The sequence below is a fragment of the Leptospirales bacterium genome (assembly GCA_019694655.1).
In the GTDB taxonomy this organism is placed as follows: domain Bacteria; phylum Spirochaetota; class Leptospiria; order Leptospirales; family Leptonemataceae; genus SSF53.
In genome coordinates this window covers 118,092-142,043 of sequence record JAIBBN010000004.1, presented here as the reverse complement: position 1 = coordinate 142,043, position 23,952 = coordinate 118,092, and the positions used below count along the sequence as shown (strand labels likewise).

The window sequence follows — 23,952 nt, the reverse complement described above, 5'->3', positions numbered from 1 at the left end:
CATGTGGGAGTATCTGATCAAAGCGCTGCGGCCGTTAAGCACTCGCGCGCCGGACTCCGATATTCGAGCTCCCCATGGAGCGTCCGGCGCGGAGGCCGGCCGCAGCGCTGAACATACGCCGGCGACGCAGCTGCGCCACGAATCTGCGGGCGGCGCCGCTGGAACTGCGCCACAGCGCGACTTAAAGCAACGCGGCCTGCAATGCCCGCAATGCGCGGCCACAATGCAAACCAAGCTGCTCGATTCTGTGGCCATCGATGAATGCCCGGGGTGCGGCGGCGTGTTCCTTGATCGCGGCGAGCTGGAGGAGATTCGCGGCGAATGGCACGAGGAACGCGCCGGACGCGGCAGCCTGTTGCTTTATACGCCTCATGGACTGACCGACCACGTGCGTGATTCGCACGACTAACGAGCCACATCAAGGGCGCGATCGAAACATTCCAGCAACTCGGCAACGGGTTCGATGCCCACCGAGATGCGAATGGACTCCGGCTGCAGCCCCGCCCTTTGCAATCGTTCTCGACCTTCCGGGCTTCGCACCAGATCGTAGTGCGCCAGATACAGAAAGGGGCAGGCCAGAGTGAACTCGACGCCAAAGCTGGGCCCTTTTGCACACTGCAAGGCGTCGTAGAATTCGGCGCTCTTGTGGCAGAGATCGATGGTCAGAAGGCCGCCCGGAGCGTCTGTCGAGGCAAGCTGCGAGTAGGCTGCGCTGCTTTCCGCCGCGAGCGCCCAGTGCACCCTGGCCACAGCGGGATGCTTCTCCAGGTGGCGCGCCAGAATCAATGTACGGAAATTGATGGCCTTGCAGAGTGCAGGCCACTCATCCACTTCGCAGGCCAATCGTTGCAGGTCGCCAATAAAGGGCGCGGTCAACTGCAGCGGCAACTCGTCGCGCAGTTCCGCATAAAAGGGAGAGTCCCGATTGAGCGCGACCGCGCCAAGTATGACGTCTCCCTTGCCGGCGGCGTATTTGGTCAGGCTGACCGGCGCCGCATCGCTGAAGGGCAAGGAGCGCACATTGAGCGGCGAGGCAACGCTGGGATCTACAATCAGTGCAACCTCGGCTTCGCGACACATGGCCTGCAACCGATCGAGCCTGGCACATTGAATCAGCGGATTGGTCGGGGCCTCAGTAACCACGCCGGCTACCTGTCGACCGCGTTGTTTCAGGATTTTGGCCAGCGCATCGAGATTCTGGACATCATCCAGTATATCCACGCGACCTTGATGAAAGCCGGCAAGGATTTCGATCGTGTCGAGATAGAGCCAGCCAAGCTGAATCCAGTTGCTTCGTCCACGGCGCGACTGGATGCGTCCAATCGCTTCAAAGATTGCGTAGAATGCGTTCATCCCGGAGCGGGCAAAGTAGACATCCTGAGAGCCGACTCCAATGGCCTTTGCCACTGCCTGCGCTGCGTGTTCCGCTGCGGCTTGTGCATCCATTCGCTGTTCGGCAAAGCGCTGCCACAGCAGTCCGCGGCGCAGCAAGAACTCCTCGGCCTGCCTGGAGAAGACGCCTGCGCCGCTGTGTTGCACAAAGCGCCTCAATCGTTCGCTATCGCCGCCGGCGTCAGTCGCCGCCAGAAACAGATCATCAATGGCATGGAGCTGTCCGCCGCCAGCATAGGCAATGGCGGCGCGCGCCGCCGACTCGCTGCCGAGAAGCGCGCGCGGCGTCTGGGCATCAAGGCCCAGTTCCTGAGCCGCTACCTCGCTTGAGCGTAACACCAGTGGATGGCTGACAAAGCGCGGATAGCCGCTGCTCAATTGCGCCAGCAGCTCAGGCCTCTTTTCCTCGTAGCCAATCACCGACTCCATCGTTGGCAAACTGCAGGAGACAGCATGCAACGAGTCGGGCAGTCGCGTTCCGGTGGGGTACGATCTCATCGGCGCCGTTTTGGCGCAGCCTTCGCTTTTGGCGCAGCCTTCGCTTTTGGCGCAGCCTTCGCTTTTGGCGCAGCCTTCGCTTTTGGCGTAGCCTTCGCTTTTGGCGCAGCCTTCGCTTTTGGCGCAGCCTTCGCTTCGGGCGCCGTCGCCAACTCGCGCACAGCCTTGCGCTGTGTCGGCGCCGTCGACTTTGCAGGCTGGATGGAGGCTTCGCCAGCAACGGGGCGATTCTCCGCAAACTCAGCAAGCGCCGAGGCCAGGCGCAGCATCGAATTTTCCATGAAGTAGGCTGCGGTCAGCTGCATGCCGATAGGCAGGCCCTGGTCGTCGTTGCCGACGGCTACACTGATAGCCGGCAGGCCGGCGAGATTGGCGGCAATCGTCAGGACGTCGCTGCGATACATGGCAATCGGGTCCGCCGTGCGCTCGCCAAAGCGAAAGGCGACGCCAGGCGAGGTCGGCGTCAAAATCACGTCGACTTCCTGGAAAAACTGCTGGTACTCCGCCTGGATTCGGCGCCGGGCCTGCTGCGCGCGCTTGTAGTAGGCGTCGTAGTAGCCGGAGGAGAGCGTGAAACCGCCCAGCAGAATGCGCCGTTTCACCTCCGGGCCGAAGCCGCGCGTACGCGAGCGAACATATAGCTCCATTAGATTCCCGGCGCTTTCCTCGCGAGATCCATAGCGCACGCCGTCATAGCGGCTGAGGTTGCTTGATGCTTCAGCCGTTGCCAGAATATAGTAAATTGGTATCAAGTATTCTTCAAGTGCGCTTTGCAAGGGCCGTACAGTCGCTCCGCGCCGACGAAATTCGTCCACGCAGTACTGGTAACGCGCGGCAACCGCATTCTCCACGCCAACCGGCGGCTGGCCATTGTGAAAAACGCCGATACGCAGTTTCTTCCATTCGGAATCGCCAATCGGCGGCAACTGCCAGCTGATTGGATGACGATCCGCTTCGGGATGCGTGCTGCTATCGCGCGGGTCTACGCCGCTGATGGCCGCCAGCAGCAAGGCCGCATCGCTCACGTTGCGGGCAAACGGGCCGATCTGGTCCAGACTCGATGCGTATGCGGCAAGACCGTAGCGCGAAACGCGACCATAGGTCGGCTTCAGTCCAACGATTCCACAAAAGGATGCAGGCTGACGAATGGAGCCGCCAGTGTCCGAGCCAAGCGCCAGCGGCACGATGCCCGCGGCCACTGCCGCCGCCGAGCCGCCGCTGGAACCGCCAGGCACACGGCTGCGATCCCGCGGGTTGAGCGTGCGCTGGAAGGCGGAGTTTTCGGTGGACGAGCCCATGGCAAACTCGTCCATATTGGTCCGGCCAAAAAGCACGGCGCCCTGCTCTCGCAATCGGCTGATGACGGTGGCGTCGTAAGGGGCCACAAAATTCTCGAGGATGCGCGAAGCGCAGGTGCACAATTCGCCGCGCGCCGTAATGTTGTCCTTAATCGCTACCGGAATGCCATCCAGCAAACCCAGGGACTTGCCGCTGCGGCGACGATCATCAGCTGCTCGCGCCTGAGCCAGAACCCGATCCCCTTCCAGACGCAAGAAAGCGCCAAGATCAGCCTCCGTCTGCGCAGCCTGCAGCGCTGTTTCAGCAAGCTCCTGTGCCGTGTAGTCTCCTTGCTCCAGACTGCGCGCATGATCCAGCGCGCTACGCTGCAGTTCTTCAACTTTAAGGGTCATTCTGTATTCAACCCTCCGACTCAATTGCGCCAGGCACTACAAAGTGCCCTGCTTCCCAGCGCGGCGCGATGGCGGCGATCTCTGCGGCGCTTAGCGGGGCTTGCGCTTGATCTACGCGCAAGGTGTTGCGCGTATCATCTTCCCCCGGCGAAACGCTGACCGCGCCGATTTCCGCAGCCTTGATACTGTCGACGTAGTCCAGAATCTTGTTGAAATCGTCGCGCACCGCCGCCACGCTAGTATCGTCCGGATCCAGACGGCACAGCTGCGCAAGTCGCCGAAATTCGTCTTCAGTCAGCATACTGCAAGACCTGGCGATTTCCTTCTGCAGTCAAGCCGATCCGGCGGCGGCTGGCAATGGACGGTAACTGGCAGATTCTCGGGGCGCTGCTTGGCGGCGCCATATTGCTTGCCCTCTGCGGCTGGCTTGTTTTCCGCAAGAGGGCCGGAAATGCTGCGCCTCCGCGACTGGCGGCGCCGGCGCCAACTGGCATGGACCGCGCGCGTCCGCTTAGCGAAGCCGAACGACTGGCAATGCTCGACGGCGTACGCAACCTGGCGCGCAGCCAGCCGGAGCAAGCGGCGCAAATGATCAGGAACTGGATGGAGAGCGACCGCGCCAATTAACTGAGCTCGCCCGAACTCAGGAACGCTGCAGCCGCTTGCGCAAGATCAGTCGCAGCACGGACATAAAGTAGCGCCACTTCTCCGGCCAACTCTCGTCCGGCGCCTGTCCGTAACGGCGATAGTAGGAAACCGGCGCCTCGATACAGCGCATGTGAAAACGCATAATCTCTACCACCATCTCCAGGCAGTAAGTTCGATCCTGGGCCTGCAATCCGCTGGCTACGCGCAAAAAGGACTCCTTCCAGATGGCCCGGTAGATACAGCCAATATCAGTCAGTCGAGGTTCCTGCGCCCACCACATCGCTTCGACCAGTTTGCCAAAGAATACGTTCAACCAGCGATAGAAGGGACTCAAGTTAGAACCCTGCTCAATGAGCTGACGCGTGGTGCGCGTTCCGGCGGCCATATCGCAATCCTTGAGATACTCCAGCAGCTTGCCCAAATCGCCGGCGCGAAAGGCGCCGTCTGCCGTGGCCAGCACCAGGATATCGCCGCGCGCCGCGCGCATTGCGGCATAGATGGCGGGGGCGTAGTGGGCCGAGGCCATAGATTCGGGCGGCGCGTTTCGGACTACGCGAGCGCCCGCCCTGGCTGCGATTTGCGCCGTGCGATCCGTTGAGCCCATGTCCAGCACCAGGGTCTCGTGTACTTGATTCTTGAAATTGTGAACCGCATCGGCAATCGTCGCTTCATTGTTGAAGGCCGGCATAATCAGACTGATTCGATAACGATTAAACTTTTCGCTGCGAATGGAATAGGTGGCGGCGTAGTAGTCGGCCAGCGAGTTGATATTGAAATAGCGTCCCTTCAGCAGCGCTGCGCGAACGTCGCTCTGATGGGCCATGCGATGAATGACTTGCGTTAGCTCAACCACGCCGCTGCGCGAGGCCGGCGGCGTGGAATCGAAAAAGTCGAAGTAGTCCCTGGAAAATACGTAGGATCCAAGCCCAAGCAAATCATTGGGAGGATCTTCCGGCTTTTCAATGAGCTCCTGGACTCTCGATCCGCTCAGTTCTACGGAATAGTTCTTGCGGATATCGGAAAGGAGCGAGGTGCGCAGAATAGCAATCAGCGCCCGGGCGCGCGTCTGACGCTTCCAGACTCGCGCCATTTCTTGATGGTTTGTATCCCAGTAAAACTCGTCGCCCAGTACAAGCGCAAAGTCGCCCGAGATCCGATCGCGTAAACTGGCAACGTCCGCCGCCAGTCCTTGCTGGGTCCATTGCGCAGTTTCAATCTGACGGCCCGGATACAGCTGGCGAATTCGTGCAACTTCTGCCAGAACTTGCTCTTGCAGATGGCCAACGATGATGTAGAGTCTTTTTACCTTCAGGGTCTCAAACATCAACGCAACATTTCGTTCCAGAATACTCTGTCCCTCGAAAGTAAACAACGGCTTCGGGACAAAACTGGTGCGCGGATAGGCGCGCGTCCCTTTGCCGGCCGCCGCTATCACGCCGACCTCGATGCTGCGCTTGCCCATGACGATCACCCTGGAGCAAACCGACGCCCGGTCAATTCCATATCAAACAAGCAGAGCATCACTGCGGATCTGGAGTGCGCAAGGCCTCCATGAATCCGGCGCGGACCAGCGCCAGCTCGTTAACGGCATAGCGTCGCATCGGCCGACGCAGGACTGATAGAACCTGTTGCCGCTCCATCGGCGAGAAAAGTTCGAGCAAACGCCGCGCCACGTCAGCGCCCAGCAGATTCAATACTATCGCAATCCGATCGTGCGGGTCAATGGCCGCCAACGTTCCCTGCGCCTGCCCGGCTTTCTCCCAGTACCAGCGGCGCAGAACATGACGGGCCTCCTCGCGACGCGTCAAGGCTGCTTCCTGTAGGAGCCGATTTTGAACGCCCGCACCGTCGCCGCCAGCTGGCGAAGCAGCTGACGCCTTGCCGCCGCCCAGAACCTGGCCAGCATCAATGGCGCGCGCCGGCGACGCCTCTGAGGTTTTGCCGGGCAGCCAGCGACGAATGCTGCGCGAGCCGCCAGAGTCATTGCCTGCAGCTGGCGGCGATTCTGCCGACGGAGTCTGCGCCGGGGTCGCCGGGCGCGGAAAGTCGGCTCGCTCAAAATCAAGCTCCGGACGCCAGGCAGGCGGAGCGGCATCTTGCTTTTGTCGTTTGCGGGAGGGAAAATCAGCCTTCTCGAAGCTCTCTTCCGGTTGCCATTGCTTCACGTAGCGTCCCCGGCAAAACATGGCATCTTGCCTTCGTACTGGCCAGGACTTTTTTTTGCCATTCCAGCTGGCAGTGAATCTGTTTGCCCTGGCCTGCACGCTGGAATTTGTGACCGCATGTCCGCCGAACGCAACGCCGCACAGATGCAGGAAATTGCAAGGCGTCGCGCCTTCGCCATCATTGCTCATCCCGACGCCGGCAAGACGACGCTGACCGAGAAACTCCTGCTTTACGGCGGCGCAATCCATCTGGCCGGCCACGTCCGCGCCAAACGCGATCGACGCAAGACACGATCGGACTGGATGAAGATGGAGCAGGACCGCGGCATCTCCATCAGCACCGCCGCCTTACAATTTGAATACAAGAACCATGTTCTCAACCTGCTGGATACTCCGGGACATGAGGATTTTTCCGAAGACACGTACCGTACGTTGATGGCCGCCGACTGCGCAGTCATGCTGCTTGATGCCTCGCGCGGCGTGGAACCGCAGACCATCAAGCTCTTTCACGTCTGTCGCGAACGCGGGACGCCCATTGTAACTTTCATAAACAAGATGGATATGCCGGCGCGCGATCCCTTTGCCTTGATGGATGATATTGAGCAAACTCTGGGCATCACCGCGGCGCCCATGCTCTGGCCCATGGGCTCAGGGAAGGACTTTCGCGGCGTCTACGATTTGCAAAGTCGAAGGGTCTATCGTTATGAACGGACCACGGGCGGGGCCTTCATGGCGCCGGTTAGCGCCGCCGGCCTTGACGACCCGGAATTGAAGTCCATAATGGACGCTGAAACCTACCAGCAGTTTTACGAAGGAGCGCAGCTGGCGCAGGGCGCCCTGCCCGTCTTCGACCGACAGTCCTTCTTAGACGGAAGGATTTCGCCTGTTTTTTTTGGAAGCGCCATGAACAACTTTGGCGTTGAACTTTTTCTGGACCAATTTCTGGAGATCTGTCCGCCGCCTCGTCCGGTTCCGCTCCGCGGAGGCGGCCTGCTCGATCCAGGCGACGGCGCATTCACGGCCTTTGTCTTCAAGCTCCAGGCCAACATGAACCAAAAACATCGCGACCGCGTTGCCTTCATTCGCATCACCAGCGGCGCCTTTGAGCGGGGAATGAGCGTCAGCCACAATCGGCTGGGCAAAACGGTCAAACTCTCCAGCCCGGTGGCCTTTTTCGGTCAAGAACGGAGCACGGTGGACAACGCCTGGGCTGGCGACATCATCGGATTGATCAATCCAGGACAGTTTCAGATTGGCGACGCCCTTTCGGCCGGGCCGGCGCCAGATTTTCCAGGCGTGCCGCGCTTTGCTCCGGAGATGTTCGCCCGTCTGATTCCGACCGATACCGGCAAATTGAAACAATTTCGCAAAGGTCTGGAGGAGCTTGCGGAAGAGGGTATTGTGCAGGTCTTCTTGAGCGCGGACAATCAGAACGTGCTGGGGGCCGTCGGCCAGCTGCAGTTTGATGTATTTGCATTTCGCTTACAGGATGAATACGGGGCGCCCTGTCGTCTGGAACCGCTGTCCTACGAGCGTTCGCGTTGGTTTCATGAGCGCGACCGCGACAAATTCTCAGCCTATGACATGTTTGTGAAAGATACTGAAGGCCGACCTGTTGTTCTGTTTAAGAGCGAGTACCGACTGCAGAGCTTTCAAAAAAACAATCCGGACACGGAACTTCTAGAGCATCCGCCGCATTGATTTCGGTTGCCTGAACTTCGCCCCGGAAGCTCTTAGTGTCACAATGAGCGAAGCCGGCAATCCATTCTTTCGCCCCTCCGGTCACGGCGGCCCGCGCTATCCTTCGTCGTTGAAGGGTTATTTCCTGATTTCCGAATCGAATATGCCCGATCCCAACTTCTTCCAGACCGTTGTACTTATGCTGGAACACAATGAGGAAGGCGCCTTTGGATTGGTGGTCAATCGTCGCTCCAAACTGAGCCTGGCCGACATATTGCCCCGGCTGGACAGCCCGCGCAGCCGCAGTACGCCGGTCTATGTCGGCGGGCCGGTGCAACAGGAATTCCTGTTTGTAGTCCACAGTGAGATCGCCGACCATCAACCCTCCGCGGCGGCAGTTCGGCCGGCGCCGCGCGTGATCTTCGAACCTTCCTTCAGCAACGTGGAGAAATTCTTCAAGGATGAATTCTGGGAGGCAATACCTGCCGATGATCGGCCGAAGATTCATTTGTTTCTGGGCTATTCAGGCTGGGCCAGCGGCCAGCTGGAGAGCGAGCTGAAGCTTGGGTCCTGGATTCATCAGGCGGCCGATGCTCAGATTGTCTTTCATCCCGATCCAGAAACCGGATGGAAAGAAGCGCTGCGCAAGAAGGGCGGCATCTACCGCGTCTTCGCCGATAGCGATCAGAATCCTGCATTGAACTAGCAGGCTGCGATTCGCTATCGATTGCCGCAGCGAAATACAGAATCCGTTCTCGGACCCTGGCTGGAATAGATTGCCGCGGCGCTTTTTCAGCAGCGTTCACAGAGCGTCCTGAAAAGCTGTCAGCTATGCCCACAGAAAATAGCAGCGCCTCATCGGCGCTTTCGGTCGCGGTGCTGTTTGAACTGGCATTGCTTGGCCTGTCCTTACTGCTTGGCTGGCTGCTGGATAGCTGGCCGCTGCACGCGTTGCGTCTGCAATGGACGGCGCTGGTCTACGGCGCACTCCTTGCCCTGCCGCCAGCCGCCTTTTTTATGGCGCTATTGCGTTTTGCGCCGGGACCGGTACGGCAGATTCGCCAGCGCCTGGATCACACTTTGCGCGAATTGCTCGGGCATTGCAGTATCGTTGATCTGGCCATCATCTCGCTACTGGCCGGCGTCGCTGAAGAATTCTTGTTTCGCGGATTTTTGCAGAACTGGCTGACCTCGCAGCTGGGCTGGATCCCTGCATTGACTATTGCCAGCTTGATCTTTGGGCTGCTGCACTGGATTACTCCGCTCTATGCACTGTTTGCCGCTGCAATGAGCCTGCTCCTGGGCTGGTCGATGTACTGGTGCAACAGTCTTTTGGCGCCAATCGCTCTGCACAGTCTCTACGACTTTTTGGCCCTGATCTATTTTGTGCGAGTATTGCCGCGCCTCGACTAGCGCCCGTCGAGCCGGGCGGCCAGATCCAGAAGGGCGGTTTCCAGACGATTCTGGAAGTCTTCCAGTTCCAAACCTTCCTCAGCAAGATCTGGCCCGAAGAGAGCTATCAACTGGTCGCGCAACGCCGGACGGCTGCGCAACAACAGATCGAAGAGGCGCTCCCGGCGCAGGGCCAGAATGAGCTCCTCAAATTCAGATTCGGTGAATTCAATGTCCTGACGCCCGCTGCGCCAGACAATGAGTCCGTTCTCTCTGCGCCCTTGCGATGATAGATCGAGCATCCCGTCCCTCGCCAGCAGCCTGTTCCAGGCGCCGTCGCCGGCAATTGCAAAATGTTCGATTGCCGCGCAGGGCATCAGGGCTTGCATTGGCCCATGTCGCTCAAAGACCGACTGGCCGCTGCGGCCCTCATTCTGGTCGCGTTGGCTGGCTGCGGCGGCGATCCCCGCCGCTGCGATAAGCAGACTGATCTACAGGCGGCATGTTTGCTGGGCTACATTGATCTGGCCCGCAGTTGCGGCGGATCCGCCAGCCCCGGAGCGCCCCTTTGCAGCGGCGCTCAGCCCAATGTCAATGTGGCCGCAGCCTGTTTGCTCCTCGCTCCTGATGATTGCGAATGATCCAACCGCGACGACGCGCTCGCCGAAACGCGTCCGTCGCCAGAGCGGAACCTGGCTGCTGACTCAGCGCCGACGGCGGCGCGATGAACGACGCTGCGAGGCCCCTCCGCCAGATACCGCGGAGTTGGGCGAATTGGCCGCAGAACTTGCCGGCGCGGGTCGCTGACGATCGCCGCCAAAGCCATCGAGCGCCTGGTGCTGGGCAACTCCCTGCGTTCGCCGTGTATCCGCTGGCTGAGTCATCGGACCCTCGATCTGCACGCGAAAGAGGAACTCCGTAATTTGTTCCTTGATGGACTCCACCATCTGATCAAACAGACGGAAGCCTTCCAGCTTGAATTCAACCAGCGGATTTCGTTCTGCAAAGCCGGTGGCCCAGATCCCTTCGCGCAACTGGTCCATGGAATACAGATGTTCCTTCCAGCGCGCGTCAATGACATCGAGCGCAATCCGACGTTCGACATAGTTGAAGTTGGCATCGCCAATCTGCTCCACCTTCGCTTGATAGCGGGACTTGCACTCCTGCCAGATTGTCTCAAACAAAGCCAGCTGCGCGTTGCGCGCCGAATGAAACTCGCTCCCATCCAGCGGCAGCTGGATGGCCAGGCCGCCGCGCAGCCACTCGCGCAGACCCTCAAGATCCCAGCGCGCCGAATCATTGCCCTCGCAAAAGTTGACAATGCGACTTTCCAGAACCTCTTCCGCCCAGTGCAGGAGTTCGTCGCGCACCTGATCGTTATCGAGCAGCTTGTTGCGCTCCAGGTAAACAAACTCGCGCTGGCGATTCATTACTTCGTCGTATTCCAGCAGGTGCTTCCGGATGTCGAAGTTGTGGCTTTCCACTCGCTTCTGGGCGCGGGCGATGGCGCGATCTACCATTCCTGCCTCAAGCTCCTGACCTTCCTCCATGCCTACCCAACCCATGATGCGCTTGATGCGTTCGCCGCCAAAGATGCGCATCAAATGGTCTTCCAGGCTCAAGTAGAAGCGACTGGAACCGGGGTCGCCCTGGCGTCCGGCGCGCCCGCGCAGCTGATTGTCAATGCGCCGCGATTCATGTCGCTCCGTGCCGAGGATATGCAGACCGCCGGACTGCTTGACTCGATTGTGGTCGGCCAGCCAGATCTGAGAGCGCTCATAGATCTCGCGCGCCGATCTGCGATCGTTTTCTGCGGGCAGCGAGGGGAGGAATTGCGCCGCGCCATCAAAATTCTTTTTCAGCATCAGATCGCGAAACTCGCCCAGCGGACCCTCGACGCCTTCCAGCTTCTCAAGATCTTTGCTGTAGAGCGGAAAGCCGCCGAGGACAATGTCCGTGCCGCGTCCGGCCATGTTTGTGGCGACGGTCACGGCGCCAGGCTTGCCGGCCTGGGCCACAATTTCCGCCTCGCGCTCGTGTTGCTTCGCATTCAACACGTTGTGCGCCACGCCAGCCTTCTTCAGCAGATTCGAAAGGTACTCTGATTTTTCGACCGATATCGTTCCTACCAGCACCGGCTGTCCGCGCTCATTGCAATCCCGGATCTCGCCAATGATGGCGTTCCACTTCTCCCCTTCGGTACGGTAGACGCGGTCCGGAGCGTCATTGCGCTGCACGATGACATTGGTAGGAATGACGACGACATCGAGATTGTAGATCTTGTGGAACTCGTTGGCTTCCGTATCGGCGGTGCCGGTCATACCCGATAGCTTCGGATACATTCGAAAGAAATTCTGGAATGTGATGCTGGCCAGAGTTTGCGTTTCCTGTTTTACCGTGACCCGCTCTTTTGCTTCCAGCGCTTGATGCAGACCATCGCTATAGCGCCGGCCCTCCATCGTGCGCCCGGTATGTTCGTCGACGATGATCACGTCTCCGTCACGAACGATGTAATCGACTTCATTCTTGAAGATCAAATGTGCGCGCAAGGCCTGGTAAACGTGCGCCACCAATTCCGTCTTGTCAGGAGCAAACAGGTTTTCAACGTGCAGAATCTCTTCGACGCGTTTGACGCCCTCCTCGGTCAGGAGCACATTGCGCGCCTTTTCGTCGACATCGTAGTAATAGCCGCGGATGACATGCGGCTCTTCCTTGCCCGGTTCCACTTCAATCGGCGGCGGCTCGGGCGCCCTGGCGGCGTCATCGAGCAATCGTCTTATGGCTCGATCAATATTACCGTATTGTTCAGTATTCTCTTCCGTGGGACCGGATATAATCAAGGGCGTGCGCGCTTCATCAATCAGGATCGAGTCGACTTCATCTACGATGCCAAAATTGAAAGGCCGCTGTACGCGCCAGTCGCGCTGGGTAACCATGTTGTCGCGCAGATAGTCAAAGCCAAACTCGTTGTTGGTTCCATAAGTAATGTCGCAGGCATATGCGCGTTGCCGCTCAGCATAGTCCATATTGTGCTGGATGACGCCCACGGAAATGCCCAGAAAATCGTAGATCGGCCGCATCCAGTTGGCATCGCGGCGGGCCAGATAATCATTCACGGTGACCACGTGGACGCCTTTCCCGCTGAGCGCATTGAGGTAGATCGGACTGGTAGAGGTTAAGGTCTTTCCTTCGCCGGTCTTCATCTCGGCAATCTTGCCGCTGTGTAACACGATGCCGCCGATCAACTGCACGTCAAAGTGCCGCATGCCAAGCGTACGCCAGGCGGTTTCGCGCACCGTTGCAAACGCTTCCGGCAGAATCTCCTCCAGCGTCTCCCCGCCCGCCAGTCGGCCGCGCAACCGTTCCGTCTGTGCGCCAAGTTGTGCGTTGCTCATCGACTGTAGCTGCGCTTCCAGCTCGTTGATTGCGCTGATTTGCGGGAGAATCTTCTTTATGTCACGCTCATGCTTGCTGCCAAATACCAGGTGAACGACGCGTGTAAACATCAAGGAACCTCTCGTGAGTGGGTGCGGCGCAAGCCAGAGAGCGGAGATTCTTCCATAGAAGCCGCAGCAGGGGTCGGCCGCGACTATTTTTTGGCCGACAGGCGGCCGGCGATCCAGAGTCTCCGTCCATGGCCCCTGGCGCGTCGCGTCGTATTGTTCTTCTGGCGACTGGTCTGCCGCTGGCGGCCCTGCTGATGGATGCCTGGATATTACGCCGTTCGATGCAGAGCCTCGACAGGATGGAACAGTCGCACATCGACTACATTGTTTCCTCCAGCCAGTTTGCAGATCCATCGCAGAGCGCGCCCGATGCAATGATCGACGGTAAAACGGATGGCGATGGCCCCGACTTGCGCAGTCCTCTACATAGAAATGGACAACTCTGTGCCGGTCGCAGCTTTGCCTTCGATTTGCGCTGCAGCTTCGTGCAATGGGCTGGACCCTTGAGCCACTCCGCCGCCGAGCCGCCGGCGCTTGATCCGCTGCGCGCACTCTGGATCTGGAATGCCCCGGACCAGATCGACGGTCGGCCGGCGCGGCCGCGCCGCTATCGATTGATTCTTTTCCGGCAACAGATCACGGACTTCGATCGCAGTCATATCCCGCCGCAGCCAGCGCTCTACTGGACCGAATTGGCCGGCCTCTTGCCCGATCGGTCTGGACCCATCGCCATCGACCTGCGCCAGGCGCCGCCGCCGCTGCCCTCCATTGCCTTTCCGGAAAACGTCATGCGCATCTTCGCACGGCTGGAGATAATTGATTTTTATCCGGGTCGTGGAGCGCGCGCACAACGGACGGCGATTCGAGAACTGGCCTTCGAAACAGAACGCTACCGACCGGCGCTGCTGAAGCTGGCCGCGGAGGAACAACGCTGATGGCGCGGCGTATTGCCGTGGGCGATCTGGCGCGCAGCAGCGCCGCCCGCGCACGCGAGGCTTTGCATTCCATCGACGCTTTGGTGCGCGATCCAGCGCCGGCAATTTCGGCCGGCGCCACAAGCCTCGCCGACCTTGCGCGCATATTGCGCGCAGCCACGCAGCGCTACTTGCGCGACGGCTGTGTGGTCCGCGCCAATGCCATCGCCTACTCCATTGTCATATCCATCATCCCACTCTTGACTCTGCTGGTCCGATTCGCGACCATTGAACGCGAGGACCTCAGCCGCAACATCGCCCGCTTCCTGGCGGCCTATGGATTAACCGACGCTTCGCAAGTCCTGGCCATTCTCGACGAAATCCTCAGTCGCTCCTATGCCATCACCGGCGTCGGCGTGTTATTCATGCTGTTTTCAGCGGTTAGCCTTCTGCAGCATGTCGAGTCATCCTTCAATCACATCTATCGAGCGCGCAAGCAGCGTCCGATCGTGATTCGAGTATTGCTGGCCATTGCCGCCTTTACCTTGCTGCCTCTGCTCAGCGGCGCAATGTGGAGCGGCGCACGCTATTTGTTCAATGAGATTCGACCGCCAGAATACAGCGACATCTTGAGCATCAACGGCGAGCGAATGATTGCCGTTTCCACTGGCGAGATCCGGGTGATCCGCGATGGCGAGAGCGCTACAATTGACTTACGCACGCGCATTGATGCTCGCGCGCCGATGCGCGAGGTCTACGTTGATTTGCAAAAGCTTGCCGCCGGTCCTTCGTGGCGGACGCTCAGCGAGCCGCTGGCGCCGGGCAGTCGTCTGGCCGAAAGCGATTTCTTTGCGCTCCGTCGACTGACCGGCTACGAGCAGAACGTCTACGCCATGTCCGAGAGCGGCATCATTTTTTATTCCTACGATGGCGGCCGAAGCTGGAATTTCGAGACGCTGCTGACGGCCGGCGAGCGCGCCGCACCGCTCAGTCTGCTCGATATCCGCGCCGACCGCTTTGGCCGGCTGCAAATTCTGGCCAACGCCGACGCAAGCACACTGCTGCTAACGCGCGATCAACGCGGACGTGAAATTCCGCTCTGGACCGTACGCAAGTTTTCCCATGCCTACCAGCGCCTGACGGCCATGGCGCCGATTCCTTTGCCGCCAGCGCCAGCTGAGGAGCAAAGCCCGGATCAAGTCGTGGCGCCGCCGGGTCCTCCGGCCAGCGTGCTGAACCAGGCGCCCGGGCCCATCGCTCTTCTGGGTCGCGGGCGCTACCTGCTTTCTCTTGATGATGGACAGAGCTGGGCCGGTCCCTTTGAAGCGATCAGCGGCGGCAGTGCGGCGCAGCTCAGCGCTGCAGCTACATCGCCGCGCGGCGAGAACTGGTTTGCAGCGCGCAATGGCGCCTTCTGGATTCAAACCGCCGATGGCCCGATTGCTCCGGACCTGGACCTGGATTTTGGTCAATATGTACAAACGATTCGACTGCGCGAGGATGGAGTTGCTCTGGTCGCTGGCGCCGGCGGACTTTTGCGTATCAGCTTCGATGCCGGGCGCAACTGGCGCCGCTTTGAATCGAGCTGGCTGGACAAGATCGACTTGATCGCCGCCGAACCGCTGGAGGATGGCGGCTGGTTGCTGGCCGGCGAGCAGAGCGCACTGGCGCAGCTTTCGCCGGTCGAGGAATCGCAGCAAGTCGACGGGCGCGGCCGGCCGCTGGCGCGTTGCGATTTGCGCACCATTGTGCGTACTTCCTACGTGCGCAGCATCTCCATCCAGAGCGGTCTCTATCTCTTGATTTTCCTGGCCCTGCTGGGCGCGTTTACTGCGATCTATTTGTTCTTTCCCAATACCCGCGTGGAATGGCGGCCTGCCGTCGCCGGCGCCGGAATCACGGCGACCGCGCTTTTGCTGTTTGTCATACTCTTTCGCACATGGGCCGCAAATTTCACGGCGGCGGCCTACATCTACGGCGTCTGGGCGGCGTTGCCGCTGGGGATGATCGTCATTCTGGCCTCCACGCAAATCATCCTGTTTGGATTGCAAACTGCCTATGTGGTACAGCACCCCTATCTGTATCGCAGCCATCGCGATGGCGAAGCGGCTGATCGCGAAACCGATTCACTGTTGTGGAACTCGGCGATCTTAATCGCTCTGGTTTACCACAAGCTTTATCGAGAAAAGCGTCCTCTCACCGACGAAATGGCGCTCTATTTCTTCGAGCGGAAACACCTGCAATTGGATTACGCTCGCGAACGGATTCGCGAAGCTGGCTTGATTGCATACGAACCGTCCAGCGGCGAATACTTTCCGGTTCGACCGCCAGGTGAAATCACCATCGCTCTTCTGCAGCGGGCGCTCTTTGCCGACGTATTTCAACTGCCGGACTACGCTCTGGACCAGCGACTTCGACAGAGTCTGGCCGCCTTGCATGCGCGCATGAGCCGACTGCTGGCGGCTGAGGCCAGCAAGCTCAGCGTCGCCGATCTGGTTCCGCTGCTGGACAATATTGAGAGCCTCGGGGATTTACAAGAGCGCAAAAGCGTCTCGGATGCGCCGATCAATCAGAACGGACCGGCAACATAGAGCAAGACCGCCAGGAAATGGCACACGCTTCCGGTCACGACGAAGCCGTGCCAGATGGCGTGGTTGTAAGGCAATCGCTCCCAGGCATAGAAAAGCACTCCGCCGGTGTAAGCCAGGCCGCCGCCAAGCAGCCAGAAGAGCGCTCCGCCTGGCATCAGCTCCAGCATGGGCTTCCATGCAATGACGGCAATCCAGCCCATCAAGACGTAGAGTGCAGTGGAAATGCCGTCCCATTTTCCAACAAAGAACGACTTAAAGACAACGCCGACAACGGCCAGACCCCACAAAGTAGCAAGCAGCGACCAACCCCATGCGCCGCGCAGATAGGTCAGCAGAAAGGGCGTATAGGTTCCGGCGATGGTTAGATAAATTGCCGAGTGATCAAGGATGCGCAGTACGCGCTTGGCGCGTTGGTGTGCAATGCTGTGGTAGAGCGTCGATGACAGATACAGAACGACAAGAGCCGCGCCAAAGATGATTACGCCGCTTGTCCTCCAGCCGTCGCCGTGACGGGCAGCCAGCGCTGTCAGCACACAAAGCCCGGCGATCGCGAGGCCGGCGCCAACGCCATGCGTTACGCTGTTAGCAACCTCGGCGCGAATCTGCCGGCGCCAGCGCATGGTCATACGCCGGCCGCGTTCCAGCAAACGGTTGCTGCGCGCGCGCAAGTCGGCCAGTTCTGCTTCGGCGGCGCGCAGGGTGCGGCGCGGCGTACGCGCCCGTGGCGGCGCAGGGCGCGATCGACGCGTTGGTTTGCGCATTGGACCTGGCGAAAGTACGGCGCTGTGCAGGGACATCTGAAGACTGAGACCGCGCCGCAGCGCTGGCGGATGCAAAAAAATTGCATCCGTAAGTTCTGGCGAGCTGCGGCGGGAGAGCTGTCCAATAAGGATCGACGCTGTGGCGGCCCGCAAAAACCGTGCTCTATGGCCCAATTTGACTGGAAACCGCTGCAAGAACTGGCGCCGGGCAAGGCGGCCGCCCTGGATCAGGTCAGTGCGCCAGAGTACGGACGGTATCTGGATGATTTTCGCGCCGGCGATGTCTTCATTCATCCCCGGGCCTTTACCATCGACCGCTCTTTCGCTCAGGAATTCTCAACGGTTTTCCACGAGGCCAATCCGCTCTTTCTTTCGGCGCCATATGCGCAGGCTCATGGCTTCAGCGATATGCTGGTCCATCCGCTGCAGACCTTCAACGTTGTGCTTTCGCTTGGCGTACAGAACAACAGCGAGAAGGCGATGGCCAATCTGGGCTATTACAATGTCGCTTTTTTAAGGCCCGTCTATCCTGGCGATACCATCACAGCCCGGTCAAAGGCCCTGTCCAGAAAGGAGCGCGGCGAAGGCAAGCCGGGAATCGTTCACGTGCGCACGCTGGGCATCAATCAACGCCAGGAGGTTGTGCTGCAATATGAGCGCAAGATCATGATCCCTCCGCGTAAGTCAGGCGAGCCGCGCCATGGCGATCCGGGCGCCCCCTTTCCGGAAATATCGGCGCCGCGCGTTGAACTGCCAGAGCTGCACGCGCCCGCCGCGGAATTTCAGTGGCATACCTGGCCGCAAACCTACTTCGAGAACTTCAAACCGGGCCAGATCATCGTTCACAAGAATATGCGCACCATCACCGATGAGCATGTACCCTGGACCTACCGCATGGGCAACACGCATCCGCTGCATTACGATCGCCTCTATTCCCAGGGACTTTCCGGTCCAATGAGCGGAGAACCAATCGTCTACGGCGGATTGGTCTTTGGCTGGCTGGCAGGTCTAGCCAGTCGCGACGTAACCGAGAATATGCTGTGGGATCTGGGCTATAACGAAGGCTACCACACGCAGCCGGCCATCTCCGGCGATACCGTCGGCGCCATCACCCGGATCCTATCTTGCGAAGAGGGCCCGATTGCCGGCGCCGGCGTGGTACAGATGCAGTTGATTGGCGTCAAAAATATCAAAACGCCTGAGGCTTTGCAGCGCTTTGGCGCAGACCTGTTCATCAAAGAAAACGACAAGAAAGACATGGGCAAGGAAAAGATCCCAGAGAAGATCTTCGAAATTGAGCGCCGGGTCTTGATCAAAAAGCGCAGTTGATCCGTATATATAATTGAGGTTCGCCTACTGTGAGCATCACCCGATTGGATCGCGATTTTGGCAGACTCGATCAAGAGTTCGACGTAGTCATCGTTGGCGGGGGCATCACCGGCATTGCCATCGCCCGCGAGTGCGCCGTGCGCAGCCTGAAGACCTGCCTCCTGGAAAAGAACGATTTTGCCAATGCCACCAGCGCTGGCACCTCCAAGCTGATTCATGGCGGCTTTCGCTATCTTCAAAACTATGAATTCGGCCTGGTGCGGGAGTCGCTGGCTGAGCGACGCATTCTGGGTTGCGCCGCGCCGCACCTGGTGATGCCCTTGCCGCTGCTCTTCCCGATGTACGCCGACAGCAAACCGGGCCGATTGCTGATCCAGCTGGGGATGTATTTCTATGACACCCTGGCCTTCGATCGCAACTGGGGCGTGCCCAAAGATAAGCGGATTCCGCGCCATCGCTGGCTTTCAGCAGATGAGGTCGCTCGCCTGGAGCCAACCGTGCCAATGGAAGGACTGCGCGGCGCCTTCCTCTTTCATGACTACAAGAGCCTGTTTCCGGAACGACTGGCTATGGACTGGGCGATGACAGCGGCGCGCGATGGCGCTCTGCTCTACAACCATGCTGAAGTCTTTGCATTCGACGTTGCCCGCAATCTGGATCGTAAGCGACTCCGGGCCGTTGAATTTCGCGATACACTGACCAACAAGAAATACAAAGTACGCGGCAAACTCTTTGTAAATGCCACCGGCCCCTGGATGGATCTGGTGCTTGGCATGGTGGAAGAAACGCCGGAGACCTCGCTATCGCGCAGCACGGGAATTCACTTCCTGAGCGACAGTTTCTTAAAAAGCGGCCATGGCATTCTATTCCGCACTCCCTCCGGCCGACATTTCTTTTCCGTTCCGTGGAACCGCTTCGCGCTGACCGGACCGACGGACATGTCTTACCAGGACCATCCGGATCGGGTCGCGCCTCGCGCCGAAGAGGTACAACAACTGTTTGGCGATGTTAATGAAACCCTGAGCGGGGCGCCGCTGGAAAAGAAGCATATTCGATTTATTCCAATCGGCATTCGCCCGCTGGTTTTCTCTGGCAAGAGCACCTATCGCGCCTCGCGCAAATCGGAAATATACGATCACACCGATCACGGTTTCGATGGCTTCCTTTCCGTCGCCGGCGGAAAATGGACCACCTCGCGGCGACTGGGCGAGGACGTGGTGCATCATCTATTGCAGCGGCCCGAATTGGCCAGCCGACGCTCCGTTCGCGCACATACGCGCAACAAAGCGCTCATTTCAGCGCCAGCGTTTGGGGCCTCCGCCGAGGAATATATCGAAACTGCGCTGCGCCGCCATTCAACGCCGCGCCTGGCGCCCGAGGTTCATCGGCACTTGATTACGACTTACGGCGTCCGTCATGAGGCCCTGCTGGAGTTGATTCGCGAAAATCCAAAGCTGGGCGAACGCATCAGCCAGGGTGCGGGCGTCTTTGATGTAATGGCTGAGATCGACTTTGCCGTGCTCAACGAGTCGGCATTGACACTGAAAGATATCGTTTGCCGGCGATTGCTGATGGGGTCTTTCGGGCAGCCGGAGGAACGCGCCCTGGGGCGCATTGCCGATCGTGCGGCGCGACTGCTATCCTGGAAATCGGCGCGCAAGCAAAAGGAATTGCGCGCTGTTCGCGAATTCTACAAGAATCGCATGGCCGCGCTTTCGGCCCTTCCCAGCAGCAATGGCCGAAAATCCACAGGCGAAGCCGCACGTCTCCGTTCTCATCGTCGAAGATGAGTCCATTGTTCTCTTCCATCTAAAGCATCTGCTGGAGAGCTTTGGCTACCATGTGGCTGCCGCGGCTTCCAGCGGCGAGGAGGCCATTGAAAAAGCCGCCCTCTACCAGCCGGACCTGATCTTGATGGATATCTCGCTGCCCGGCGCGATGGACGGAATCCAGGCTGCAGCGGCAATTCGCCAGAGTCGCAAGACTCCGCTGATTTTTTTGGCCAGTTACAGCGACCCCGCTACCTTCCAGCGCGCCAAGAGCGTCGATCCCTTCGGCTACATTCCCAAACCGATCAACGAACAGGAGCTTTACACGGCTCTCGAACTGGCGCAGCTCCGCCAACGGCGCGAGCAGGCGCTGGTGCGAGCAGAGGATTGGGCGCCGCTAGCCGGCCGACTCCTGATGGATGGCTTCTGGCATTGGGACGTCAATGCGGATCGCCTGAGCTTTTCGCCGCGCGCCGGCCCTGTTTTTGGACAGGGCGCCGACCAGCTGCCAACGACCATGGCCCAGTTTCGGGCCCTGATCCATCCTGAAGATCGTGACACTTTCGCCAGGGAGGTGCAGGCCCTGATCGATGGCGAGTCGCCGCTGCTGGACATCATCCACCGCACCGTACACCTGGATGGCGAGGTTCGCTGGCTGCACACCACCGCCGCAGGGACCCGCGACTCCAGCGGCCGCACCTGGATTGTATCTGGCAGTTTCGGCGACATCACGGCGCGCAAACAGACCGACCAGTCGATGCAGGAAAATCGGCGCTTTCTACATGGATTGATGGAAGCGGCGCCAGCCATTCTCTACATCTACCATTTGCAAGAAGCTAAGCCATACTATATCAATCGACAATCCGAGCAAATCATCGGCGAGAGCGTCGCAGAGTTGATGACCCTTGATGGCCACAAATTTCGACGCGCCCTCGATCTGGAATCGCCGGATAAACGACGATTGGAATTCCTGCAGCATGGCGTTCTGGGCGAAATACACGAATCAGAAGTGCGTCTGGAACGCCCGGAACACGACTTACGCTGGCTTGCTGTACGTGAATTGGTCTATGCTGTAACGCCGGAGGGCATCCCCCAGCAAATTCTGGGCGTGGCCAACGACATCACCGGGCGCAAGCAGGCGGAGCTGGCGCTGATTCAGGAAAAGGAATGGCAGTCCGTGACGCTGGGCAGCATTTCCGATGGCGTTATCACCTGCGACCAGAGCGGCATGATTTTTTCGTTGAATGTCGTGGCTCGGCGGCTGCTGGGGATCGGACGCCAGGGATTGAACGGCCTCTACGAACTGAACGAATTCTGCGAGTTTCTGGAGGAGCGCAGCCAGGCGCTGCTGCCCGATCCGCTGCACCAGACGCTGAAGCGCGGCGAACCGCTCGAGTACTATCGATGTCTCTTACGCTTGCGCAGCAATACCGATCGAACTGAACTATTTGTGAGCTGTCGGGCCAATCCGCTGCACAACGATGCTCGTCAGATCATTGGCGCCGTACTGGTAATGCGCGATGTAACCGAGGAGGTTCGCACCGAACGCGAGCTGCGGCGCGTTCAATCGCTTGATGCCCTGGGCATTCTTGCCGGAGGCATCGCACACGATTTCAACAACATTCTGGCGGCCATCCAGAACAATCTATCGCTGGCGCAGATGGACGCGCCGGCAGCGCCAGCAATCCAGAAGCGCCTGGAAGACGCCGAGCGGGCCTGTCTGCGCGCACGCGACCTGACGCAGCAGCTATTGACTTTTGCCAAAGGCGGAGCCCCGGTTAAACGCATCACGTCGCTTGCTGAAGTACTGCATGATACCGTTGACTTTACGCTGCGCGGCAGCCGGGTGAGCGCTCACTATGACCTGCCGGACGATATCTGGCCGGCCGATGTCGATGAATCACAGATCAGCCACGTGATCAATAATCTTGCGCTCAACGCTGTGCAGGCAATGCCCTCCGGCGGCCGCCTGCGCCTCGGCCTGCGAAATCTGGATCAGCGCGCCCTGACGCAGCGCGATCCGCTGCTACCCGCCGATCACTATGTAGTAATTGAATTGAGCGACGAAGGACCCGGGATTGCGCCCGAGCATCTGGACCATATCTTCGATCCTTACTTCACAACCAAGGAAGGCGGCACCGGTCTTGGACTGGCCAGCTGCTATTCCATCATCAAGCGGCATGACGGGCATATCCGCGTACTTTCGCGCAGCGGCGAGGGCGCAACATTCTTGCTCTATTTGCCGGCGCAGCCCGGCGCAGCTCCGGCCGCCGCCGCGCCACAAGCCGTGCTGCGCAAGGGAAGCGGCCGCATTCTACTGCTGGACGATGAAGCCGAAATTCGCGAGACGCTTCGATCGATTCTGGAACGCCTCGGTTACAGCGTCGAGGATGCCGCCGACGGCGCCGGCGCAGTAGCCCGCTACCAGCAGGCCTTTGAAAAGGGTCAGGCCTTCGATGTTGTGTTGCTGGATCTGACTATACCCGGCGGAATGGGCGGCCTTGAGGCGGCGCGGCGAATGCAGGCTATATCTTCGCGGGCGCGATTCGTTGTTTCCAGCGGCTACTCCAATGATCCGGTGATTGCCGATGCGGCGCGCTACGGCTTTGATGCCGCACTGACCAAGCCTTTCCGCGCGCGCGAATTGAGCGAAGCCCTCCACAAATTCAGCGCCGAAAGAGAAGCCAATTTGCATTAGAGCCGGTCCCAAAACTCCACGGATGGGGTTTTGGGGCCGGGACTGAGCCGCGAGGCCGATCAACGCGCCCGTCGCCGCCGGCCAACTGGCGCTACATTTTTCGCCTCGCCAGGTTTCTGCTGCGCCTGGTAGTCGGCGCGCAAATTGGAAGGACGCTCCAGGCCGCTGCGTTGCAGCTCCCATAATTTGGCCCACTTCAAAAAGGTGGAAAAGGCGCTGGCCATAGCTATGGAAAAGCCGGGCATGCCGTCCAACAGACCCAATTTGAAGACATAGATTTCCAGAAATTTTATGGGCGGCTTGAGCAACATGGCCAGCAGGCGGTAGCTCTTGCCGCGGCTGGCGCGAGTAAAAGCGACGATGCTGGAGAATTTGTTGATGGTATCCACCTGATCGGATAAATCGCGGAAGCTCAGGTGAACCAGATCGCCGGCAAGGATTGGCCCGCTGCGATTGGCTTGCGATGGCCGATCGCCGGCCAGATACAAAGCGTCATGCGGATTTTCACCGCCCCACTGTCCCTGGCCTTTGCGAATCAACCGGGTGCGCGCGCCGTACCAGCCGCTGTGCTTGATTCGTCTGCCCATATGCAGATTCAAGCGCCGAACTCGAGCGCCGCGCTCTTCGGGATGGGCCTGGATGAATTTGGAAATGGACTGCGCCAGCTCCGGCGTTACTCGCTCATCGGCATCCAGGCTGAATACCCAGCGACCCCGGCACAGCTCAATAGCCCGATTTTTTTGCTGCACATGCCCATCGAAGGCGTGTCGCAAAAAACGCACCCGCGAATACTCGCGAGCGATACGCTCTGTTGCGTCGGTCGAGAAGCTATCAAGCACAAGCACTTCGTCGCAAAAGCCATGCACGGAGTCCAGGCACTCGCGCAATCGCCGTTCTTCGTTGTAGGTGATGATCGCTGCAGAAAGCAGCACGCTTTGGTTCCGCTCCAGTTGCTTTCTTGCTCTGGCAACCATGGCG

At 59.4% G+C, this 23,952-nt stretch carries 20 protein-coding genes; 11 read left to right on the top strand and 9 right to left on the bottom strand.

The window, feature by feature from the left end; all coding sequences use genetic code 11:
• Nucleotide 1: 1 nt before the first annotated feature.
• Entirely contained in the window at nucleotides 2-409 is a 408-nt protein-coding gene (locus tag K1X75_08410; protein MBX7058077.1) for a zf-TFIIB domain-containing protein, read from the top strand.
• Here K1X75_08410 and K1X75_08405 read toward each other — a convergent pair.
• Genes K1X75_08405 through gatC form a run of 3 tightly spaced genes read right to left on the bottom strand, consistent with a single transcriptional unit; the run spans nucleotide 406 to nucleotide 3,882 of the window.
• Entirely contained in the window at nucleotides 406-1,890 is a 1,485-nt protein-coding gene (locus tag K1X75_08405) for a PLP-dependent transferase (GenBank protein ID MBX7058076.1), read from the bottom strand. The genes K1X75_08410 and K1X75_08405 overlap by 4 nt on opposite strands.
• Complete coding sequence (gatA, locus tag K1X75_08400; protein ID MBX7058075.1) at nucleotides 1,887-3,581, bottom strand: Asp-tRNA(Asn)/Glu-tRNA(Gln) amidotransferase subunit GatA; 1,695 nt, start codon at nucleotides 3,579-3,581, stop codon at nucleotides 1,887-1,889. Before gatA ends, K1X75_08405 begins: the two co-directional genes overlap by 4 nt.
• A 7-nt stretch (nucleotides 3,582-3,588) precedes the next feature.
• Nucleotides 3,589-3,882: an Asp-tRNA(Asn)/Glu-tRNA(Gln) amidotransferase subunit GatC gene (gatC, locus tag K1X75_08395; GenBank protein ID MBX7058074.1), complete on the bottom strand. Its 294-nt coding sequence runs from the start codon at nucleotides 3,880-3,882 to the stop codon at nucleotides 3,589-3,591.
• Nucleotides 3,883-3,938: 56 nt separating this feature from the next.
• On the opposite strand from gatC, the gene K1X75_08390 reads away from it, so the two are divergent.
• Nucleotides 3,939-4,208 carry a hypothetical protein gene (locus tag K1X75_08390; GenBank protein ID MBX7058073.1) on the top strand — a complete coding sequence of 90 codons (270 nt, stop codon included), beginning with the start codon at nucleotides 3,939-3,941 and terminating at the stop codon, nucleotides 4,206-4,208.
• 16 nt (nucleotides 4,209-4,224) lie between these two features.
• Here the strand turns inward: K1X75_08390 and K1X75_08385 are convergent, their stop codons facing one another.
• Both K1X75_08385 and K1X75_08380 read right to left on the bottom strand, forming a co-directional pair.
• Nucleotides 4,225-5,664 carry a glycosyltransferase gene (locus K1X75_08385; GenBank protein MBX7058072.1) on the bottom strand — a complete coding sequence of 480 codons (1,440 nt, stop codon included), beginning with the start codon at nucleotides 5,662-5,664 and terminating at the stop codon, nucleotides 4,225-4,227.
• Between the two features lie 85 nt (nucleotides 5,665-5,749).
• The gene (locus K1X75_08380) at nucleotides 5,750-6,394 is read right to left on the bottom strand and encodes a hypothetical protein (GenBank protein ID MBX7058071.1); all 645 of its coding nucleotides are present in this window, start codon (nucleotides 6,392-6,394) and stop codon (nucleotides 5,750-5,752) included.
• A 117-nt stretch (nucleotides 6,395-6,511) separates the two neighbouring features.
• Here K1X75_08380 and K1X75_08375 point away from each other — a divergent pair, with 117 nt between their 5' ends.
• From K1X75_08375 to K1X75_08365, 3 genes are all read left to right on the top strand, one after another.
• Entirely contained in the window at nucleotides 6,512-8,095 is a 1,584-nt protein-coding gene (locus K1X75_08375; GenBank protein MBX7058070.1) for a peptide chain release factor 3, read from the top strand.
• Between the two features lie 43 nt (nucleotides 8,096-8,138).
• Nucleotides 8,139-8,780 carry a YqgE/AlgH family protein gene (locus K1X75_08370; protein ID MBX7058069.1) on the top strand — a complete coding sequence of 214 codons (642 nt, stop codon included), beginning with the start codon at nucleotides 8,139-8,141 and terminating at the stop codon, nucleotides 8,778-8,780.
• 125 nt (nucleotides 8,781-8,905) lie between these two features.
• Nucleotides 8,906-9,487 carry a CPBP family intramembrane metalloprotease gene (locus K1X75_08365; protein MBX7058068.1) on the top strand — a complete coding sequence of 194 codons (582 nt, stop codon included), beginning with the start codon at nucleotides 8,906-8,908 and terminating at the stop codon, nucleotides 9,485-9,487.
• Here the strand turns inward: K1X75_08365 and K1X75_08360 are convergent.
• Nucleotides 9,484-9,855 carry a hypothetical protein gene (locus K1X75_08360; protein MBX7058067.1) on the bottom strand — a complete coding sequence of 124 codons (372 nt, stop codon included), beginning with the start codon at nucleotides 9,853-9,855 and terminating at the stop codon, nucleotides 9,484-9,486. The genes K1X75_08365 and K1X75_08360 overlap by 4 nt on opposite strands.
• A gap of 6 nt (nucleotides 9,856-9,861) precedes the next feature.
• Between K1X75_08360 and K1X75_08355 the strand changes: the two genes are divergently transcribed.
• A complete protein-coding gene (locus K1X75_08355) occupies nucleotides 9,862-10,107 on the top strand; it encodes a hypothetical protein (protein ID MBX7058066.1) in 246 nt (81 codons plus the stop codon).
• Nucleotides 10,108-10,170: 63 nt separating this feature from the next.
• Here the strand turns inward: K1X75_08355 and secA are convergent, their stop codons facing one another.
• Nucleotides 10,171-12,972, bottom strand: a complete 2,802-nt coding sequence (gene secA, locus K1X75_08350) for a preprotein translocase subunit SecA (GenBank protein MBX7058065.1) — start codon at nucleotides 12,970-12,972, stop codon at nucleotides 10,171-10,173.
• A 128-nt stretch (nucleotides 12,973-13,100) separates the two neighbouring features.
• Here secA and K1X75_08345 point away from each other — a divergent pair, with 128 nt between their 5' ends.
• A complete protein-coding gene (locus K1X75_08345) occupies nucleotides 13,101-13,847 on the top strand; it encodes a hypothetical protein (GenBank protein ID MBX7058064.1) in 747 nt (248 codons plus the stop codon).
• Nucleotides 13,847-16,417, top strand: a complete 2,571-nt coding sequence (locus K1X75_08340; GenBank protein ID MBX7058063.1) for a YihY/virulence factor BrkB family protein — start codon at nucleotides 13,847-13,849, stop codon at nucleotides 16,415-16,417. Before K1X75_08345 ends, K1X75_08340 begins: the two co-directional genes overlap by 1 nt.
• On the opposite strand, the gene K1X75_08335 is transcribed toward K1X75_08340, so the two are convergent.
• The gene (locus K1X75_08335; protein MBX7058062.1) at nucleotides 16,396-17,331 is read right to left on the bottom strand and encodes a hemolysin III family protein; all 936 of its coding nucleotides are present in this window, start codon (nucleotides 17,329-17,331) and stop codon (nucleotides 16,396-16,398) included. The two genes, K1X75_08340 and K1X75_08335, sit on opposite strands and share 22 nt — an antisense overlap.
• A gap of 12 nt (nucleotides 17,332-17,343) precedes the next feature.
• Here K1X75_08335 and K1X75_08330 point away from each other — a divergent pair, with 12 nt between their 5' ends.
• The 3 genes from K1X75_08330 to K1X75_08320 are packed head-to-tail and all read left to right on the top strand — an operon-like array spanning nucleotide 17,344 to nucleotide 22,974.
• Nucleotides 17,344-18,507: a MaoC family dehydratase gene (locus K1X75_08330; GenBank protein ID MBX7058061.1), complete on the top strand. Its 1,164-nt coding sequence runs from the start codon at nucleotides 17,344-17,346 to the stop codon at nucleotides 18,505-18,507.
• 29 nt (nucleotides 18,508-18,536) lie between these two features.
• Nucleotides 18,537-20,297 carry a glycerol-3-phosphate dehydrogenase/oxidase gene (locus tag K1X75_08325; GenBank protein MBX7058060.1) on the top strand — a complete coding sequence of 587 codons (1,761 nt, stop codon included), beginning with the start codon at nucleotides 18,537-18,539 and terminating at the stop codon, nucleotides 20,295-20,297.
• A complete protein-coding gene (locus K1X75_08320; protein ID MBX7058059.1) occupies nucleotides 20,242-22,974 on the top strand; it encodes a response regulator in 2,733 nt (910 codons plus the stop codon). Before K1X75_08325 ends, K1X75_08320 begins: the two co-directional genes overlap by 56 nt.
• A 59-nt stretch (nucleotides 22,975-23,033) precedes the next feature.
• On the opposite strand, the gene K1X75_08315 is transcribed toward K1X75_08320, so the two are convergent.
• The gene (locus tag K1X75_08315; protein ID MBX7058058.1) at nucleotides 23,034-23,948 is read right to left on the bottom strand and encodes a glycosyltransferase family 2 protein; all 915 of its coding nucleotides are present in this window, start codon (nucleotides 23,946-23,948) and stop codon (nucleotides 23,034-23,036) included.
• Nucleotides 23,949-23,952: the final 4 nt, after the last annotated feature.